This is a genomic window from Bradyrhizobium ivorense, from assembly GCF_900696085.1.
Lineage (GTDB): Bacteria > Pseudomonadota > Alphaproteobacteria > Rhizobiales > Xanthobacteraceae > Bradyrhizobium > Bradyrhizobium ivorense.
Window position 1 is genome coordinate 166,335 of record NZ_CAADFC020000011.1, and the last position, 19,001, is coordinate 185,335.

Annotated in this window: 19 protein-coding genes; 4 read left to right on the forward strand and 15 right to left on the reverse strand. The window is 60.4% G+C overall.

The features are described 5' to 3' along the window. Positions 1 to 68 precede the first annotated feature (68 nt). On the reverse strand, positions 69 to 260 hold the full coding sequence (locus CI41S_RS15625; RefSeq protein WP_139860194.1) for a hypothetical protein: 192 nt from the start codon (positions 258 to 260) through the stop codon (positions 69 to 71). A gap of 128 nt (positions 261 to 388) precedes the next feature. Between CI41S_RS15625 and CI41S_RS44375 the strand changes: the two genes are divergently transcribed. Next, positions 389 to 1,048, forward strand: coding sequence for a hypothetical protein (locus tag CI41S_RS44375; protein ID WP_244626536.1), 660 nt, complete (start codon positions 389 to 391; stop codon positions 1,046 to 1,048). A gap of 121 nt (positions 1,049 to 1,169) precedes the next feature. Here the strand turns inward: CI41S_RS44375 and CI41S_RS15635 are convergent, their stop codons facing one another. The 5 genes from CI41S_RS15635 to CI41S_RS15655 all read right to left on the reverse strand — a co-directional run bounded on the left by CI41S_RS15635 (position 1,170) and on the right by CI41S_RS15655 (position 6,884). Then, positions 1,170 to 3,023 (reverse strand): TRAP transporter large permease, encoded by a 1,854-nt coding sequence (locus CI41S_RS15635; protein ID WP_244626556.1) that lies wholly within the window; start codon positions 3,021 to 3,023, stop codon positions 1,170 to 1,172. A 35-nt stretch (positions 3,024 to 3,058) separates the two neighbouring features. After that, entirely contained in the window at positions 3,059 to 4,084 is a 1,026-nt protein-coding gene (locus CI41S_RS15640) for a TRAP transporter substrate-binding protein (RefSeq protein WP_139486080.1), read from the reverse strand. A gap of 179 nt (positions 4,085 to 4,263) precedes the next feature. Next, complete coding sequence (locus tag CI41S_RS15645; protein ID WP_172628064.1) at positions 4,264 to 5,274, reverse strand: transketolase family protein; 1,011 nt, start codon at positions 5,272 to 5,274, stop codon at positions 4,264 to 4,266. Beyond that, complete coding sequence (locus tag CI41S_RS15650) at positions 5,271 to 6,110, reverse strand: transketolase (protein ID WP_139486082.1); 840 nt, start codon at positions 6,108 to 6,110, stop codon at positions 5,271 to 5,273. The genes CI41S_RS15645 and CI41S_RS15650 overlap by 4 nt, the downstream gene beginning before the upstream one ends. A 24-nt stretch (positions 6,111 to 6,134) precedes the next feature. Then, a complete protein-coding gene (locus tag CI41S_RS15655; RefSeq protein WP_139860468.1) occupies positions 6,135 to 6,884 on the reverse strand; it encodes an SDR family NAD(P)-dependent oxidoreductase in 750 nt (249 codons plus the stop codon). A 110-nt stretch (positions 6,885 to 6,994) separates the two neighbouring features. On the opposite strand from CI41S_RS15655, the gene CI41S_RS15660 reads away from it, so the two are divergent. After that, on the forward strand, positions 6,995 to 7,891 hold the full coding sequence (locus CI41S_RS15660; protein WP_139860200.1) for a LysR substrate-binding domain-containing protein: 897 nt from the start codon (positions 6,995 to 6,997) through the stop codon (positions 7,889 to 7,891). Positions 7,892 to 8,894: 1,003 nt separating this feature from the next. On the opposite strand, the gene CI41S_RS15675 is transcribed toward CI41S_RS15660, so the two are convergent. The 6 genes from CI41S_RS15675 to CI41S_RS15695 all read right to left on the reverse strand — a co-directional run bounded on the left by CI41S_RS15675 (position 8,895) and on the right by CI41S_RS15695 (position 12,843). Continuing rightward, complete coding sequence (locus tag CI41S_RS15675) at positions 8,895 to 9,392, reverse strand: hypothetical protein (RefSeq protein WP_139486086.1); 498 nt, start codon at positions 9,390 to 9,392, stop codon at positions 8,895 to 8,897. A 205-nt stretch (positions 9,393 to 9,597) separates the two neighbouring features. Continuing rightward, positions 9,598 to 10,227: a DUF5677 domain-containing protein gene (locus tag CI41S_RS15680; protein WP_139860204.1), complete on the reverse strand. Its 630-nt coding sequence runs from the start codon at positions 10,225 to 10,227 to the stop codon at positions 9,598 to 9,600. Between the two features lie 84 nt (positions 10,228 to 10,311). Next, entirely contained in the window at positions 10,312 to 10,455 is a 144-nt protein-coding gene (locus CI41S_RS43515; RefSeq protein ID WP_172627103.1) for a hypothetical protein, read from the reverse strand. Positions 10,456 to 10,459: 4 nt separating this feature from the next. Continuing rightward, on the reverse strand, positions 10,460 to 11,344 hold the full coding sequence (locus CI41S_RS15685) for a nucleotidyl transferase AbiEii/AbiGii toxin family protein (RefSeq protein ID WP_139860206.1): 885 nt from the start codon (positions 11,342 to 11,344) through the stop codon (positions 10,460 to 10,462). Continuing rightward, on the reverse strand, positions 11,337 to 11,981 hold the full coding sequence (locus CI41S_RS15690) for a type IV toxin-antitoxin system AbiEi family antitoxin domain-containing protein (protein WP_139486089.1): 645 nt from the start codon (positions 11,979 to 11,981) through the stop codon (positions 11,337 to 11,339). Before CI41S_RS15690 ends, CI41S_RS15685 begins: the two co-directional genes overlap by 8 nt. 193 nt (positions 11,982 to 12,174) lie before the next feature. Continuing rightward, the gene (locus tag CI41S_RS15695; protein ID WP_139860208.1) at positions 12,175 to 12,843 is read right to left on the reverse strand and encodes a hypothetical protein; all 669 of its coding nucleotides are present in this window, start codon (positions 12,841 to 12,843) and stop codon (positions 12,175 to 12,177) included. Positions 12,844 to 13,311: 468 nt separating this feature from the next. Between CI41S_RS15695 and CI41S_RS15700 the strand changes: the two genes are divergently transcribed. Then, positions 13,312 to 14,484: a hypothetical protein gene (locus CI41S_RS15700; protein WP_139860210.1), complete on the forward strand. Its 1,173-nt coding sequence runs from the start codon at positions 13,312 to 13,314 to the stop codon at positions 14,482 to 14,484. A gap of 430 nt (positions 14,485 to 14,914) precedes the next feature. Here the strand turns inward: CI41S_RS15700 and CI41S_RS15705 are convergent, their stop codons facing one another. Beyond that, a complete protein-coding gene (locus CI41S_RS15705) occupies positions 14,915 to 15,262 on the reverse strand; it encodes a hypothetical protein (RefSeq protein ID WP_139860212.1) in 348 nt (115 codons plus the stop codon). Positions 15,263 to 15,437: 175 nt separating this feature from the next. Further along, positions 15,438 to 16,262, reverse strand: a complete 825-nt coding sequence (locus tag CI41S_RS15710) for a pPIWI-associating nuclease domain-containing protein (RefSeq protein ID WP_139860215.1) — start codon at positions 16,260 to 16,262, stop codon at positions 15,438 to 15,440. Positions 16,263 to 16,506: 244 nt separating this feature from the next. Between CI41S_RS15710 and CI41S_RS45340 the strand changes: the two genes are divergently transcribed. After that, on the forward strand, positions 16,507 to 16,623 hold the full coding sequence (locus CI41S_RS45340) for a hypothetical protein (RefSeq protein ID WP_488230469.1): 117 nt from the start codon (positions 16,507 to 16,509) through the stop codon (positions 16,621 to 16,623). A gap of 545 nt (positions 16,624 to 17,168) precedes the next feature. Here CI41S_RS45340 and nifA read toward each other — a convergent pair. Beyond that, positions 17,169 to 18,992, reverse strand: coding sequence for a nif-specific transcriptional activator NifA (nifA, locus tag CI41S_RS15720; protein WP_139860217.1), 1,824 nt, complete (start codon positions 18,990 to 18,992; stop codon positions 17,169 to 17,171). Positions 18,993 to 19,001 lie beyond the last annotated feature (9 nt).

The window sequence follows — 19,001 nt, forward strand, 5'->3', positions numbered from 1 at the left end:
CTATCGGTCCCTCAGACGGCGGATTGAACCGCGGCGACTGCGCAACCGCAAGGAAAAACAGAGGAGTTTCAGGATGTTCTCCTTGATTTTCTCCGCTTTAAGAGTTCCTTCGCCGCCTGCTCCATGATGTCCCAGGCAGCCCGCTGCTCGTCGATGGCCACCTGCTTGATGTCCGCGATCACGTCGGGATGCATCATCGTCAGGAACTGAACCCTGTCCCCGATGGGGGTTCGCTTCCCCGGCTTCCTCTTTCCGACCATCCATCCGTCCGCTGCGCGATAAGCCTTCCTTACCCATAAGGCCGCCGCGACGTGCGCGCCAGAGTCGGCGGTGTCCGTCTTATATAAGAGGCCCCCAGCTTCTTATATAAGAAGTGGGCGCTAAGCCCTTGACTCCAGCTGACCTTCTAGCTTTGAATTTTCTTGTTTCTTTCACTGTAGCGTTTAGGTCAGTCATGTCGAGCAGCGTCGAAAACTGGAAGGTCGAGCTTATCGAGGCTCACCGCGACCTCTTCGCTCCGCCGTGCGACGCCGCATTGGCGGCCCAAGGCGCCCCCGAGTGCGGGCCTGGTTGGCACGACCTGCTCGACCGGATGTGCGTCCGGAATCCGGATCGCGGTCCAGGCCGCCGCCGGACCTTCAAGTTCAGCCAGATCAAAGAAAAGTACGGCACCCTGCGCGTCTATTGGGACGGCAGCTTGTCTTCGGAAGCGACCATCCAGGTCGAGGAGGCCATCGCGCTGGCGGAAGCCCGCAGCGCGACCTGCTGCGAGATCTGCGAGATCTATCGCTATGACGTGCTTGGCGAGGCAGCGCCGAAACGCGTCGTCTTCGGCAACGTGCCGCAGCCGGATTCCAATCCGGATTTCAAGGGGCCGGATGGGATGGCCTTCGGAACGGACGGTCGGCTCTATTGCGCGGTCTACAACCAGAAGAACGTCACAGTGCTCGACCGCCCGAGGCGCGGTCGCCGATCGTCTGGTCCTGGACGGACCCCAGCCGACGAATTGTGCCTTTGCGCTGGAAGGCAGGAAGCTGCGCGTCACTGAGGTTGGCAAAGGCCAGGTCGAGGAGATTGACATGGCCTGCGATGGCCTGGCGCTGCATCTGCCGAAATTCGCCTGACGAGATGCCCTCGCGATGTTTCCCGCGAGGGCGCCTCGCCCGTTATCAAAGGAAGCCGATCGATAGCCAGGGCACGGCGGCAACGATCAGCGTGCCGATCAGGAGTGCGATCATGTAGCCCACGATCGGCTTCATGCCCTCGTCCGGATTGATGCGGCTGATGGCGCAGGCCGCGTAATAGCCGACGCCGAATGGCGGCGCGAACAGGCCGATGCCCATGGCAAGAACGACGACCATCGCGTAGTGGACGTCGTGCACTCCGACCTGCCGCGCGATCGGGAACAGCAGAGGACCGAACAGAACGATGGCCGGGATTCCCTCCAGCACGCTGCCGAGGATCACGAAGGTCACGATCGTCACGGCCAGGAAGACGGGGACCCCGCCGGGAAGGCTGGTCATGAATTTGGCCAGAGAGGCAGAAAATCCCGACTGGGTCAGCGCCCATGCCATGCCCGTCGCCGCGCCGATAATGAGCAGGATCGCCCCCGACAGCGACGCCGTCTCGACCAGCATCGGATAGATACGACGCCAATCGAACTGCCTATAGATGAACAGACCCGCGCAGACCGAGTACAGGATGCCGATGGTTGAGACCTCGGTTGCCGTCGCGACGCCTTCGACGACGGCGGTCCGGATCACGAATGGCAAGGCGATAGCGGGTATCGCGATGCCAAAGGCGCGGCCGATCTCCCGCCCTGCTGCCCTTTTGACATGGGACAGGTCCTCGCGGCGGTATCGCCACCACACGACGGCCGCGAGCATGACCGCGAGCACCAAGCCCGGAAGCAACCCGCCGGTGAACAGAGCCGAGATCGACACGCCGGTCACCGATCCGATCGTGATCAGAACCAGTGACGGCGGGATGGTCTCGGTCTGCGCTCCCGTGGCCGCCAGGAGCGCAACGAGATCGCCGGGCTTGGCGCCGCGCTGCCGCATTTCGGGAAACAGCACCGGAGCGACTGCCGCCATGTCCGCCGCCTTGGAGCCCGAGATGCCCGAGACCAGGTACATCGCACCAACCAGCACGTAGTGCAGACCGCCGCGGACGTGCCCCAAGAGGCTCGCCAGGAACCCGACCATGGCCCGCGCCATGCCCGTCATCTCGATCAGAAGGCCGAGGAAGACGAAGAGCGGCACGGCGAGCAGGATCAGGTGGCTCATGCCCTCATCCATTCGGCCGATCATCACCACATCGGGCGTGCTGGTCGTCAGGGCGAGGTAGCCGACGGTGGCGAGGCCGAATGCGAACGCAATGGGGACGGCCGCAAAGACCATCGCACCGACGACGAAGACGAAGAAGATCAGAAGGTTTAGATTGCCGAGCGGCTTCAAGGCCGGCGCCAGAAGAACGAACGTTCCGATGATGCCAGCGACGATCGCGAGCGAAGCCAGCAAGCTGCGCAGGCTCGCAATGCGGATGAGCCGGAGAACTGCGGCGATCAGCATCAGCGCGATCCCGGTCGGCAGCGCCGCCGCACGCCAGCTGTTGACGATCTCGAGCGCCGGCGTCGTGACGAAGGCCTCGTCGGCGGCGAATTCATAGGCCGGCCAGACCACAAGCACGAGGAATGCCAGCGATGCCGCGGCCGCCACAACATCCAGGAATGCGCGAACCTCCGCATTGAGAACACCGATGATGGCGGTCATCCGCATATGCTCGCCGCGCTGGAACGCGATCACGGATCCGAGCATGGCGAGCCAGAGGAAGAGAATGCCAGCGAGTTCGTCGGACCAGATGATCGGCGAACGGAACACGTATCGACCCACGATGCCCGAGGACAGCACTGCGATCTCTGCCAGCACCAGTAGTGCTGCCGGGATAGCGACGACATGACCCAGCACAGTGTTCGCCGTGACCACCCAACTGCGCAAGCCTGCTTGAGACGCGCCGGCCACCATACCGGCATCGACATGCGGCGTATGGCTCATGCTGGTCATGATAGCTGGCCCGCCGCTTTTTCGAGCTGCGACCATGCCTCCTCGCCGAACTTGGCTTTCCAATCGGCGTAGAAGCTGGTTTTAGACAAAGCTTGGCGGAAGGCGGCGCGATCGACTTCGATGAACTTGAGACCTTTGGCCGAGAGATCAGTGCGCAACGACTGGCTGAGTTTTGCGATGTCGGCCCGCTGATCGACTGCGGAGCGGTCGAGCTCGCGTGTCACGATCTGCTGCAGGTCCTTGGGCAGTCGCTCGAAGGCACGCTTGTTGCCGAGGATCCAGTAGCCGTCCCAGACGTGCCCGGTCAGGCTGCAGATGCTCTGCACCTCATAGAGCCGAGCGGTCGCGATGATCGGCAATGGATTCTCCTGCCCGTCGACGACCTTGGTCTGCAACGCGGAATAGACCTCGTTGAAGTTGATCGGGGTCGGCCCGGCGCCGAGCGCCTTGAACAGCGAGGTCAAAAGCGGCGCCGGCGGAACGCGGATCTGGAAATTCTTGAGATCATCCGGCGTGCGCACCTCGCGGCCGGACGAGGTGACCTGGCGAAAGCCGTTGTCCCAGGCCCTCGAGACCGCCATGATCGGTGTCTTGGCGATCTGCGCCCGAATGTAGGTGCCGAGGTCGCCGTCCATCGCCTTCCATACGCTGTCGTAGTCGGTGAATGCGAAGCCGGTGTTCACGATGCCGGCGCTCGGCACCAGGGTGGCAAGGATCGAGGAGGATTGGTTGAAGAACTCGACGCCGCCGCTGCGGACCTGGGTCAGCAGTTCGGTGTCGGAGCCGAGCTGATTGGCCGGGAACAGCCTGATCTCCAGCCGGCCGCTGGTCGCTTCGCGGATGCGGTCGATCGCCTCCTGCGCCCGGATATTCACCGGATGGGTCGGATCCTGCCCGGTGGCGAACTTGTAGACGAACTCGGCGGCTGATGCCGGGCGGGTCAGAATCCCGCAGAATGGCACGGCACTGGCCGCGAGCAACAGCGAACGGCGACTGATGTGTCCGGGCTTCGAGACAGTCATGTTTTCCTCCTGGTCCTGGATTGACGTTGTGCCGGCTGCATGAGCCGGTGCTGGCTTTCAGCTGTCCGGGCTCTTCGACCGCCCGCATTCGGGCAACAGCCATCGCTCGCCCGCCGCAACATGCAGCGGGCGGAACTCTTCACTCTGATTTGGCCTGACTGGCGCTCAGTGCCGGTGCGCTAAAGCCACTGCTTGATCTGCCTTGCGATCTCGGCGGTGGAAATGCCGTAGCGGTCGTGCAATGTCGGTAGTGCGCCGGCGTCAAGAAATTCGTCCGGCAGTGCAATTTGGCGGAAAGGCGGATGGACGCCTGAACGCATCAGGAGTGCGGCGACCGCCTCGCCGAGACCGCCAATCGTCGTGTGGTTTTCGGCAACGACGACCAGGCGGCCTGACTTGCCGGCTTCACGCAGTATCGTCTCGGCATCGAGCGGCTTGATGGTCGGAACGTGGAGCACCGCAGCATCAACGCTGTCGTTTTTCAGGACTTGCACGGCCTCGAGCGCACGCATGGTCATGATGCCGGATGAGATGATCAGAACATCCTTCCCGTCACGGATCAGCTTGGCCTTGCCGAGCTCGAACCTGTAGTCGTATTCGTCCAGCACGACCGGCACCTGGCCACGCAGCAGGCGCATGTAGACAGGCCCCTGATGCGCCGCGATCGCGGGCACCAGCTGCTCGATTTCATGCGCATCGCAGGGGTCGATGACCGTCATGTTCGGCATGGCGCGAAACAGCGCGAGATCCTCTGCGGCCTGATGGCTCGGGCCATAGCCCGAGGTCAAGCCGGGCAATGCGCAAACGATCTTCACGTTGCGGTCTTCCTCCGCGATGGTCTGATGGATGAAGTCGTAGGCACGGCGCGAAGCGAACACCGCGTAGGTGGTTGCGAATGGCATGAAGCCTTCGGCGGCAAGACCGGAGGCCGCGCCGAACAAAAGCTGCTCAGCCATGCCCATCTGGTAATAGCGGTCCGGAAATTCCTTCGCAAAGATATGCAGGTCGGTGTATTTGCCGAGATCGGCCGTCATGCCGACCACATCGGGACGGCTGCGGGCGAGCTCGACGAGCGCGTGTCCAAACGGCGCCGGTTTCGTTTTCTGTCCCTCAGACGCGATCGAGGCGATCATAGCCGAGGTGGTCAGGCGCGGCTTGCGCGGCTGGGGTGCTGATCTGACGGTCTTCATGCCTGCCTCCCGGCTTCCAGCGCGGCCAGCGCGAGCTGCCATTCGTGCTGCTCGACCCGGATGAAATGGTTCTTCTCGCGCTGCTCAAGGAAAGGAACGCCCTTGCCCATCAGCGTGTCGGCGACGATCATCCGCGGTTTTGGCTCGGAATGGGACTTGGCGACATCGAACGCGGCAACCACGGCATCGAGATCATTGCCATCGATCCGCTGCACGAACCAGCCGAAAGCCTGAAGCTTCTCGACCAGCGGCTCGAACGCCATCACCTGCGTCGACGGACCGTCGGCCTGCTGATTGTTGACGTCGACGATGCCGATCAGATTGTCAAGGTTGTAATGGCCCGCCGACTGGATGGCTTCCCAGACCGAGCCTTCATCGAGCTCGCCGTCGGAGAACAACGTGTACACCCGCGCGTCGGATTTCTTGCGCTTGAGCCCGAGGCCCATGCCGACGGCGATGCTGAGCCCAAGCCCGAGCGAGCCGCCCGACATTTCCATTCCCGGCGTGTAGGAGGCCATGCCCGACATCGGCAGGCGGCTCTCGTCGCTGCCATAGGTTTCGAGTTCTTCTTCGGGAACGATGCCTGCTTCGATCAACGCCGCATAGAGCGCGATGGCATAGTGACCATTGGAGAGCAGGAAGCGGTCGCGTGCGTCCCAGGACGGATCTTCCGGCCGGTAGCGCATCGCGTGAAAATAGGCCACGGCAAGGACGTCGGAGATGTCCAGCGCCTGTGCGATATAGCCCTGGCCCTGAACCTCGCCCATGCGCAGGGCGTTGCGGCGAATGTTGTAGGCGCGGTCCGCTAGCTTGGGCGTGTTGGTCAGCGTTTCCATCGATCTGGACCTTGTCTTGCTGGCTCAGTGGATGAGCATGCCGCCGTTGACGTCGATCACGGCACCAGTCACGTAGGCGGAGAGATCCGAGGCCAGGAAGGTGTAGATGCCGGCGACTTCGTCTGCCGTGCCAAGACGATTGAGCGGAATGCCTTCCAGGATCTTCGCCCTCATCTCGTCCGTCAGCTTGCCCGCGGTAATATCGGTGCCGATCAGGCCGGGTGTCACGCAATTGACGCGGATGCCGTCCGGGCCGAACTCACGGGCCATCGCCTTGGCGAGACCGAGCACGCCAGCCTTGGCCGCCGAATAATGCGGGCCGCCAAAAATTCCGCCGCCGCGCTGGGCCGAAACCGAGGACATGCAGGCGATCGATCCGGACTTGCGCGCGCGCATGTGCGGGATCACCGCCTGGGAGAGGAACAGAATGCCCTTCAGATTGACGTCCTGGATGCGATCCCAATCAGCCGGCGAGATATCAAGGAACTTCACCGGCTGGGTGATGCCGGCGTTGTTGATGAGAATATCGATGCTTCCGAAGGATTCGATCGTGCGAGCGACGGCATGCTCGCAGGATGATTTGTCGGCGACGTCGCATCGCAGCCCAATGTGGGACGTGCCAAGCGAAGCCGCGCCGTCCGCCGCCGCGCTCGCGTCAATGTCGAGAATGGCGACCCGAGCGCCCTCGGCGGCGAACCGCCGTGCCGTGGCCAGCCCGATGCCGCGCGGCGATGCCGCGCCCGAAATGATGGCCGTCTTACCGCTGAGCAGCATCAGTTCCTCCCGCAAATTGTTTTTCCTTGGCAAGGCTAGGAATGCCCCGCGGACGCGCAACAGACAAACGCACAGTTGTCACCAATCGATGAATCTGGTTCACTTATGGGATGCTGTCGAATGTCCCGATATCGGCAATTCGCGCCTTTGAAGCCGCTGCTCGCACGGGATCATTCCGCGATGCGGCGAATGAGCTTCACCTGACGCCGAGTGCCGTCAGTCATGCGATCCGCAAGCTGGAGGACACGCTTCGCACCGTTCTGTTCGAGCGCAGCGCGCGATCGGTGCGGCTCACGCCGGCCGGCGAAAATCTGATGCGACACACGGGAGCGGCCTTCGATCAGCTTCGCCGTGGCCTTGAGGAAGTCGCCGCGCGCGGACCTCAATTGGTGCGCGTCCATTCGGCACCCAGTTTTGCTGCGCAGTGGCTTGCACCACGGCTTGCACAGTTTCTCACCGCTTTTCCGAAGCTCGAAGTCCGCCTGGCTGCGAGCACGGACTATGCTCGCTTCAGCAACGATGATTTTGATATCGACATCGTCTACGGTCCGCCGCGCGCAGAGGGCGTTGAGGTTATCCCTTTTCCAGAGGAGACGGTCACGCCGCTCTGTTCCCCCGCTCTGGCAAAATCGATCAGGAAGCCCGCCGACCTCCTCGATCAAACGCTCATCCGTTCAGACGTGAAGCAGGTTCAGTGGCACCAATGGTTCACTGCGAACGGATCGGAAGCGCCTGCGCTCCACGGCATGAGGTTCGATCGCAGCTTTCTAGCAATCGCAACGGCCGCCGAGGGATTGGGAGTAGCGTTGGAATCAACGCTTCTGGCCGAACGCGAACTGGCGAGCGGGCGATTGGTTGCGCCGCTGTCAGGACGCGCCAACGATATCCGCTACGTCGGCCATCGCCTGATCTACCCGCGCGCCAGCCGACAAAGATCTGCGGTACGGGCCTTTGCAGATTGGCTCGTAGCGCAACTCGGTGGCGAGACCGCAGGTTCCTCGCACTAAGATCCAAGTCTGGCCGAGCATCGACTGCCAGGTCCAGCGTACCGGCGCGCGAGAGCACGAACGCCGACCTGCGGAAACTTGCTGATCACCTTCTCGATTTCGAACTGAATGGCCTGAGCCTGGGCCGGCGCTGTGCTCGGCACGCGCGCTTCACCTCCATGACGATGTTCTTTTCATCGAGCGTCGGCGTGAACTCCTGCCCCAGGCGCGAGAACACGACGAGCGAGGCTGCGAAGAGGGCGGCGGCAGACGGCCCGAAATGGCTGGAACGCGAACCCTGCATGGGGTTGGAACAGCAGCAGCCCAAGCAATTTGGAATCCCTGCTCTGTCCTGAGCGGTCGGAACGAGCAACCGAGTGCAAAGATTCGTCCTTGGCGGAAGAGGCCTCGATGCCAATGACGAAGGAGGCGAGCGTCAAACCGCACGCGACGCGGAAACGTGGCTTCGGCACCAAACGAAATGCAGCCCATGAGCGAACGCAAGGGGCACGGGGAGGGACGAGCTGCTCCGCTTACTTTCGATGGCATCGATCTCCCCCTATTCCAATCCGCGGAGATCAGCTCCTCAGAAAGCTTGCTCGCCTTATTGGGCGCCAGATGGCACGCGAGCAGTTTGAATCAAGCCAAAGCGCACGGGCTCGGCTATCTCGCAGAGAAAAATCAATCGTCACTCGCGGGCAGCACTAAGCCGGGCGCGCGACATCTCTTCGCTCTTGTGCGCAACATGTGTGGTTGCAGGGCGATTTGAACCCGTGAGCTAAGTCATTGATATCGTTGGAGGCAATATCGGTCAAAATAGCACCCCCAGCAAACCATTCGGATTGCTGGGTTTTTTGCCCGCTTGGTTGCGGGGATAGGATTTGAACCTATGACCTTCAGGTTATGAGCAACTTCCGAAGCTGGAAAAACCTTAACGAATTCAACGATGGGCACCTCGGTATGTGCCAAATTTGTGCCATGCAGGTTTTCTGGCTGGGGATTACTGGGCGCCGCACGTCCCAGGTTAGGCTTGCGAAGCGAGGTTGCGGCAAGCTTCTTGTTCCTTCCGATTGAGTTCCGCGACGTAGGCCTTCAGTTCCGGATTGTCGTCAACGGCGAAGAAGCGCAGCGGCAGCGGGATCGGCTGGCCGCGCACCACGATCGGATCGGCCGTGTCATCGGGCAGGAATTTGATTTTCTTGCTGTGGTCGAGCGGCGCATGGCGCGGGTCAGGATAAGGCGTCACGTCCACGCGGTCTCCCTCGGGCGACACCCACACGGCATGATGGGTCAGGTAGATGTAGAGCGGGAGGCCTTCGATCTTCTGGGCGAAGCGGTGGTGGAACGTGTAGCCGCACTGCGCGCTGCCGCCGCTCTCGGCAATCTTGCGCGCGACGTTACGAAAGCAATCGGTGGGCTGAGCCCAAGGCTCGGGCCTATGGGCTACCAGCTCGATAGCCTGCTGGCTCACTTCCTTGCCAATCGCTGCAAGAGTCGCATCGGGGAGCGATCTGACAGGCATGGGATCACGCGGCCTTCGGTGGCATATCGGGGAAGGCTCCTGGCAATGTCGCGAAGCGCTGCACCTCTTGCTTGATCCTGGCCGTGATGTCGGAACGGCCGGCGCTGTCCGCAAAGGGATCGGCCGCCCAGAGAAACAGCAGGCAAGCCGCGCTCAGCGTCTCCAGCAGCCCCTCCGGTCCCGGCGCCGACTTGAAAGAGGTGATCTACCCCTTGGCGTCTGCCAGGACGTAGCGGTCTAGGGTATTAAGGGTCGTATGCGTACCGTCGGATGACAGCGAGCGATACATCAACTGGTAGAGGTCGGCGCAGCATTTCAGCGCCACGTCGGCCCAATTGATGTCGCGGAACTTCGCTCCCTTGGTTTTTTCCATGGCATCCACCGACGAGACCACGGCCTTCATCGCGGCCACATCCCCGGCCTTATAAGCAGCAAGATAGGCTGGATCGTCGAGAAGCACGCGGGCAGCCTTGCGCTGGTTGTAGTGGTGGGCCTCGATCAGCCGGTCGATGAAAGTGGCATCGGGATGCAGCGCATAAATGGCGATGGTCCCCTCGACGCCCGATCGAAGAACGGCTCGCGCATCACCGACGAGCCCGCGCTCTGCGAGCAGAAGCGCGGACTGGAATGACTGGTGAACCCGCACAAACAACCCGTGTATGGCGAAGGCTGCGTTTTCTGACCGCGCGGTGGTCGCGTTCCGCAGCAGATCGAACCCGATGCGGTTCAAGTCGAGCGCGTAGTCGAACCATGCCTTGGTCGGCGCGGTGGTGCGTACCGCGCGCTGAAACAGCTCAAGATCGCGCGAGAAAAATCCATCAACTTCAAACGACATTCGAGCCTCCGGCTCACCGATGTAACTCCTCTGGATAGGGCGAAGTGGTCGGCCTTCAAGGTCCCGCCGCCGGGATTTTGACGGTCATGCCGTGATGCTGGTCATGATCCCGATGCCGGTAGTGCTGCTGGTCCGGCAGGCGCTGGTGGTGCCGACGATGATGATCTTGATGCTGATGGTGCTGCTGCTGGTCATCATGATAATCAACGGCGTGATCATCGCGGTCATTCGGCTAAGTCGCCTTCTCCCCGTCCTTCAGGGCGAGGGCTTCTTTCGCGCGCGGCATCAGGAATTCCGCGAGCGTCTTGGCGACTTTCGTCAACGAGCCGGGGTCAACTGCAACCTGCTTGGTGAACGCCGCCCACTGATCCTTCTTACCGGCGTCCTCGGTGAAGGCCAGGGTGAATGCGTCCGGCAGTGCGGTCGGAATCTCGGTCTTGCGGCGTTCGAAAGTCGCCTTGATGGCTCGGGCCAGCGCGTCGCCCTCGAACTTGTAGGAGCGGATCAGCACCCAGACGTCGTAGAAATCCTTCAGACGGCTATTCGCGAGCCCGAGCGCGACCATCGCCTGGAACTTCTCGGCGATAACGGTCTCGCGCGGATAGGAGCGTAGCTTGGGCGCCGGAAAATCCAGCAGCACCGGTAGGTCGGTCTCCTGCACGCCAGGCTCGATGGCATCGCCAAAGGCAATGTCGATCACGACGCGGACGCGGGCGTTCTCGACCGTGGCATTACCCTTGATCCGGACGCCGCCGTATTCGTTTTCGTCGCGGATGCGGTCGACGGTGAAGCTCGCCGGGTCGAAGATGGCGCCGTCGGCGGCGTCGACGGCGGCGATCTCCTTGAAGATCGCCAACAGCGCGTCGGGGTCGGAATTGCCCGAACCGAGAAGGTCGAGGTCGCGGGTCGGCCGGAACTGGTTGTCGACCCAGGTCGCGAGCAGCATCGCGCCCTTGAGAACGAAGCGATTGCGATAGTCCGTCGAGCCGAGACGATAAAGGAGCCGTTCTAGCACGTAGCGGGTGAGGAGGAGGTCGAAGGGCTGATTGCGCTCCTTAGAGAGCGTGAGCAGCCGCACGCGAACTGAGGCCGCGACATTCTTGGGTGGGTTAGCCATTGGCCGTCATCGCTTCCATATAAGGTTGCATGGCCTTCCAAACCCCGGCCTTGCGCGCGAAATCCGCGATCTCCGAAGGCTTGGCCTTACGGGTTCTCAGGGCTTCGCGCAGGCCTTCCAGCGCGAGGTTGAGGCCGGTGCTGTGACGATAGCGTGTCCCGGCGCTCCGCCGGTAGCGGAAAAGATCGACGACGGTCTTGGCGGGGCTGAAGATCTTCACCGGGCAACCTTCGATGGTATGGGTCTCCACGCCCTCCTGAAGCCGCTCGGGGCTGAAGCGAACGAACTGCATGGGTGGGTTTGTCGAAAGCGGTTGCCGGTCTTTGGGGCCGATGGCGAGCCAGACCATCGAGGGGATGGTATCAGTCAGGTCATGGAAGGCGAGCGCCGAGGTCAGCGCGACGACCCCTTTGGGTACACGCTTCGCGGCTTCGGCGAGGGAATGATGCGTGTCGATGGGCGCGTCGGGAAGTTGGTAGAGGCCGCGGCCGAGTTGCACGACGAGGCCCTTTTGTTTCATGCGGGCGATGGTCGCCGCCGTGACGCCCGCCGTGGCAAGCTCAGAAAGGCGCGCGATGCCGCGCTCCTTGAGAAACTCAGTGGCGCGGTCCTGTTGTGTCGAAGATGGCTTGGCCATGGCTTATGATCCGATTCGTCGGATATGATCTATTTATATCCGACATTTAATATCATACGGAACTTCCGCTAACAACACGTAAATCGCCACCGAAGCCATTGATAATATAAGACTTCTATCGCAAGCCGAACAAACCGAAAGAGAGTGGCGACGCTTCGATCAATGGCCGCCGTCCACGGGGCGGGAGCCGTCGCTATAGTTTCTCATAGGGCTCTCCCATCGCCCTGCGGATTTCCAGACAATCGTCGCAGAGGCGCAACGTGCCCGTGGTGCCTGCCGGCCGAAACGGCTTTGCAAGTCGATAGTCATCCGCAGGATCATCGCCGCAGATCGAACAAACATCCTCGCGGCCGGCGTCGTCGACCACGAATTTCGTTTGCGCGGCTTGAACCGGGTCCCATTGATGAAGCGTGGCGAACCATTCGGACGTGTGTGGGACGTGAAAGCGCTCGATTGCAGGGGCGATAAGGCCGTTCGCTTCCAACCATCGGCGAGCCACCGTTACCCGCTGTCGATGCTCCGACGAAAGAAGATCGTAAAGCTCGAAGAACAGTTTGAAGGTGGCAAGGGAAAAACGGTGGTGGAGTCCTTTAAAGGCGCCACGGTTCACGACATACCGATGCGGGCCGTTTGCGTCATCTTCTACGATACCCCTGCAGTACTCTTCGCACTCCTTGCGTGGCACCTCCGCGAGCAACACATCGTCGTACTGCCAAGGATTCCTTTCGATGTTGATTTGCCACAGCGTGAGATAATCCGACGAGGTCAGTAAGTCCGCAATGTATGCATCATCGGCGGGATGCTTAATGAGATGCGAGACAACATCCTCGATGGTTTGGATGCCCTTATTCGAAGCCGCCAATGATCATGATCGCTCCATTCGTTTGAGCGAGGGTGGCACGGCTGAGAGATTTGCTGCGCAGAATGGATAGTAACGCGTGGTAACGTACGGCCCCCGAAGTACCAGCGAGCAGTACCTACGGTATCGTCCGGCTAAGCGCCCTTGCCGAAGCAAAGCGGAGGCGAGAGAGAAGGCACCCGCTGAGGGACAGTGATAGCGACGCCGGCATGAAATGACGGCGGGGTCCGAAAGCGAGTGCAGTCGCGAGACCGGTTAACAAGGCACCCGCGCAATGGGCAGCGATAGCGGCGTCGAAGCGAGCCCGTTGCGCGAGTGCCTCCGGCGAGCGACTCTCTGGGACAGGACCATGCCGACCAGGCAACTGAGGCTCGTTCGCGGATCGTCGTCCGGGTTCTAGGAGACTCTCAAGCGATTGAAAGACCGTTGCGCGTTCCGACCTAAGGTGGCATCCCCATACGGGAGTTTGGTATGATTGAAAGGAATCCGCGATATGACGGGCTCCATGTGTTCAAGCTTGATTTGAACGCGATGCAGCCTGGCGACGTCATCCTGACCCGCAACGCAGAGGCAGCGAGGGCCAAAGGAAAGATGACGTCCGACCTGATCGCATTCGTCTCGCGGGGAAACTACAGCCACGCGTTGATGTGCACCGTGCCACCGACGCTCATCGAGGCGACCGGCGATGGGGTCACGAACCTGAACGCGCAGAATTGCTTCATTCACGACCTCAAGCATATCCGCGTCCTCCGCTATTCCGACCCCGCCATCGCGCGGGCGGCCGCAAGCGCTGCGATGCTATTTTTTGCAAAGGGCTATTCGGTGCCGCACGCAATTGCATCGGTGCTGCCGGATGCGCCACGGTTCCGGCCAAAGGACGGCGGCATCTTCTGTTCCGCACTTGTCGCAGCCGCCTTTCGCACTGCTGGCGCGCCGGAATTCGCGGCGGTCAACCCCATGAGGGTGACACCCGCGTGGCTGCAAAAATCCCCGCATTTCCACGACGTCACCGACGATCTCTGCCAGCGCATCCTGTCTCCCAGTAACATCGAGGAAATGAATGCGCTCGATGGCATCCGGATGCCCTCGCCCATGGCCGGCCAATCGGCGCTGTTTCGGTCTTATTTCGGTAGGCTATCCGTTCCTATTGATGAACTCATGGCCGCGCATCCGACGTTGACCGAACATAGGCCAACCAACTTCTTCGAATGTTTGCAGTTCATCAGCGCGCTTTGCGTGGCCGCTAGCTGGCTGCCGGATGGAGAGGAAGAAAGGGAAGTAAAGCGGAAAGCTAAAGTCATTGATGCACTTGCGCTTGAGCTCCTTTCCGAGGGCAAGCTTCAGGCGATGGAGGATGCAGCCGAAGCCCGCGACGAGGAAAGCATCCAGTACACCTTGAGTGAATCGTTCAAACCCAATCCCGACATCAACTTAGACGATACGGTTGGGATGATCCGCGCGACGCGAGCCCAGATCATCTCGCGCTCGTCGATCCTGAATGATCCCAAGCGGCCGCCCGGCCATTCGATGGTCTGGGACGAGTGGGAGAGACACACACGGCGCTCACTGGCTTACTTCGAGAGGCGACTTAGCGCGCTCACCGAGGCATTGGACCGAGCCTTTCCCGCTGCCCCAAAGGCCTGAAATGTACCTCGAATTGCCTTTGCGGGCGCGGCTAGTACTCTCAAGTCATGTGCAATCTCTATAATTTCGCCAAGGGGCAGGGCTGCGACCATCAATCGGCTGAACCGTTAAATACGCTGTTACTGTTCTACCGTGCCGCAGCGCGCGTCCTCCCGCTCGAAATACAGCGGATCCCAGCTGACCTTCACTGTACAACTGTACTTATACGTGACATGGCCCCACGTATCTTTATGGTTTTCTTCGCCAGAGGTAACTTTTGTCCAGGTACTCAGAGGCCCAACCTGCCGTGATGCGATAAACGAGTTGGCGACTTGGTTACACCACTGGCCCTGATCGTGTCCGCCTCCCATCCAGCCGGAGGAATTGGCGTAGGTCTCATTCTGGTTCCAGCCTTCTTGGCCGAAGTCTTTCAGGCGGCACTTCTTGAAGCTTACTTTTTTCTCGCCAGTATGACTTTGACGAGCTCTGATTTGCACATAGCCACCGTCGGGATGTTGTCTGGCAGCTTGTCGAATGGGATGCCTTTGTAGACCTCGTCCTTACGCTCGGCGCTGACTTCTGCATTACCGCTCACGAGCTTGGCCAGCAGTCCGGCGGTTGCGCCGACCTTCCCCTGTATGGCTGTTTTTGTGTAAGTACCTTCTGGAATGTCACCGCAAATACTTTGGGCAAAGTCAGACAATTCTTTGAGATCTTGTGCGGAAGCCGCGGACGTGAATGCCGCGAGCAAAGCACCGGTGGTCAAAAAAAGTAACTTCACTAAAATCTCCTGAAGCATTCATTGATTTCAAATTTGCTGGGTTGGCCTAACTCCATAATTGGACGAGGCTTTGTCGATCTCCACCAGCATGTTGGTGATTGCGAGATGACGCCACCAGAAATTGCCCTCTTCCGCGGACGGCTGGCCGATCAAAGGCCGTCGTCGTCCGGCGTCATACCGTCTCGCCATGAGCTTATATCGACCGCGTATTCGGTTTCGCTGAAAGGCATGTTGAGCGGATCGTCCAGCGAGACCTGATATCGCAATGAAAGGGAAACGATAGGTCGGCCTCGGCTCCATCGCCGCGCCGCATGTCTGAATTTGACCCCCATTGCAAACCGACCGCGATCGTCCCCGTCGCGCGGTATGTAATAAAGTGCGCGCCGATCGAACGTACCGACGTTGTGTCTACGTAGACTTCCTCGACGGAGTGATGGGTCGCTAGCTCATCCACTTCCAGGATCGTGTCGGTCATCAGCGCGTCCACGGTCGTATCGTCAAGTTCGTCTTGAATAGCATCCAAAATCGTCTTACGGCATTCGTGATAGGTATCGAGGAAATTTCCGAGCGCCTCGATCGCGCCTGAGGCTGCGGCATCCTGCTCGTCGCGTCCCTCAATGATCGTATCTTCGCGGCCGTGCACATGCTTGCTTAGATTATCGACGGCCTTGATGAGCTTTTTCCGGATAGGTGCGATATCGACTTGAAGCGTGTCCTTGACGAACGCGTCGGTCAAGCCGCCTTGAATTGCAAATACGATCCGTTGGCCCCGGGTCGGAACGCTTCCTTCACGCTCGGGCACGAACCATTGTGATTGAATGACTTCTTCGACCGGGGCAAGCGTCCCCATCATGTGCTCGAACAGGATGCGCATGGCCGTGCTGAAGAAATTCCGGCGCAGCGGATTGTCGAAATCGCCGAGCGCATGCTGCGCTCCGGTGATCGTGGTTCGCGAGAAATCATCGAGCGCTTTCGGCTTCAACGCCGCCAGTTGATCATTCAGCCAAGGCAGTGCCATAGAAATTATCCCACTAGATTTCACCACGCCGGACCCGGCGCTCGTGCTTGTAGTCGAAACAGCGGGACATGCGACTCACGAATTTTCCCTTGCGAAGCCGTGATGCAATTTCAGACCGTAACAGATAAGCGGATACCCCAAAACCCGCGCTGGCCGTTCGATCCTCACGTTTTTCTATCGCAAGGACATAAGCACTCTTACGGAAGCGATCACCGATCAAAAGACGGATACGGGCCACTTTAAACTGTCCTCGCCAGAACTCACCGGTCTCGACTTGTTGCGCTACGTGCATGTGGCGGGAACAATCGATAGTATCGCTACCGTGCTTTCCGATCTCGGCGCCAAGATGAAGGTCCGCTGATCCACTTCGGCGGCCAAGTCCTTCGGCTGCCCGATGCGCACCGCCTTTTGCGACGTCTCCACCTTATGTCGCTTCTCCATTCATCCACCCTAGTTTGTCCATTCAATTAGTCTTCCGGGAAAGAAAGGGTGGCTCGGACGCCATGATCAAGCGACGAACTGGCAGGAAGTAAATAGAACCACACGGTTACGATCCATAGGCTTCACAGTGGGGACGGTTGCGTGCCCACCGCATTACCGCATTCACCGCTTCGAGCGGTGAACTTGATCGATGTCGGAGCTGTTGATTGCCGCTGGTCGGCGACGCGGCCGCGTCGGCCAGGGGCGGCACAATGGTATCAACCCATAGCGCGCCGACGGGTTCACCACCGCGCCGCTCAGGCCAGTTCTCGCTACGCTCCAAGCGAACTCGCCTTGCCACGGCGACAGGCGGGCGGCTCCTCGCACGCGTGCTCAATCTGCCGCCGGGGCGGGCCACTTTTTCAGATTTTGGTGGGATTGGGTGCGACCCGAAACCCATCCATTGTCCTCTCATGATCCGCGCGTTCAGAACCGCTTGATCTCGATTCCGTACTTCCTCAGCGCGTAGCCAATCTGGCGCGGCGTTAGTCCGAGCAAGCGCGCCGCTTTTGCCTGTACCCAGCCGGATTTTTCCATGGCTGCGATGACCCGCTCGCGATCGGCCATCTTCGCGCCACTTACGAGGACTGTGCCGGGAGGTGCCAGTGAGGCCAGCTCGCTGCCGACGGGCGGGACCGGTGCGATCGCTTCAGACAGCGAAGTGATCGGCTTGGCGGGCGCTGGGACGGGCGGTGCCGATTTGACTGTCGCCTCCTCCGACGTACTTTTCCACAGCATCGCGGAAAGGCACTGGCCGTGGCAACATGCAAAATCATTTCTCACGATCGATGGTCCGGCCGACAAAGTCGCTGTGCGCTCGATGCAGTTTTCGAGCTCGCGGACATTGCCCGGAAAGCCGCAGCTCATCAGCACATCGATCGCGCTCGCCTCCAAGGTCAGCGTACGGCCGTTCACGCTGTTGAAATTCCTCAGGAATTCGGCGGCAAGCAGCGGAATATCGCTGCGTCTTTCGCGCAGCGGCGGCAGCAGCAAGGGAACAACGCTGATGCGATAGTAAAGGTCTGCGCGAAACTCGCTTCTTGCCACAGCCTCTTCAAGGTTCCTGTTGGTTGCGGCTATGACTCGAACATCGACCTTTATGGTCTGGTTGCTACCGACCCGCTCGAACTCCTGCTCCTGCAGGACTCGCAGCAACTTCGCCTGGAACGGGGCCGAAATCTCGCCGATCTCGTCAAGGAACAGCGTGCCTTTGTCAGCAAGCTCGAAGCGACCCTTGCGCGAGCTGAAGGCGCCGGTAAAGGCACCCTTCTCATGACCGAACAACTCAGACTCCAGCACTGTCTCAGGCAGAGCCGCGCAATTCAGCTTAATGAAGGGCCGCTTGGCACGAGACGATGATTCGTGAATAGCCTTGGCTACAAGTTCCTTTCCGGTACCGGATTCGCCGCGCAGCAGAACCGTGCTGTTCGATTTGGCCACGATCGCGATCTTTTCGAGCAACCCGCGCAGCGCCGGGCTGTCGCCAATGATCCCATGAACAGGTAGCTTCTTACGCTCTCGTACAGGCTGCTTAAACTCGAATAATTGCTTTTGCAGACGGTCCTTCTCCGCCATCAGCCGCTCGCGATCGCAGGCGAACAAGCGATGCAGCCTCACTGTCTGTCCCACCAGGTTGGCGATCATGGTGAGAAGACGCGCATCATAATCGAGCCGGAGATTCGACCTTTCGTCACGGACACGGTCGAGCGTCAGCGTACCCACGACTTTCGGATCGATGCGGATCGGCACTCCGATGAACGACACCGGCATATTATCCGAGGCACCGAGCACCTCAAGGTCAGCTGCGCTGAACGCCGGCTCCGCTGCCACGTTCTCGGCGACAAGAGGCCTGTCGGTCGCAACGATCTGGTCGATTGCCTTCCGTGGCAGGCGCATCCGGAAGCGGTCGTCGCTGCCTTCGCTCCAGCCAGCGCCCACGGTAATGTCCGGCATCCCGTCATCGTCGAACAGTGAGACGATTCCGTGTCGCATCTGCACAAACGATTGCAGAAGGCCCACGACGTTGGCCAGCGTGACCTCGAGTCGGCAGGGAGCGGCGAGTATTTTCGATATTTCGAAGATGCCGGTCAGCGCGCTCTCGCGCAGCGGCTCGCCTGAGAGCTCGCGCTCCGTCTCTGGATGAGAGGCAGGTATTTCGCGTGCGGAAGCGATATGCAGCATGAGGCGGTCTCCGTTATTTTGATCATCCTCCCTAACACCTTGTTCGGGTTTGCGAGCTTCGTTTTGCATGTCATGCTC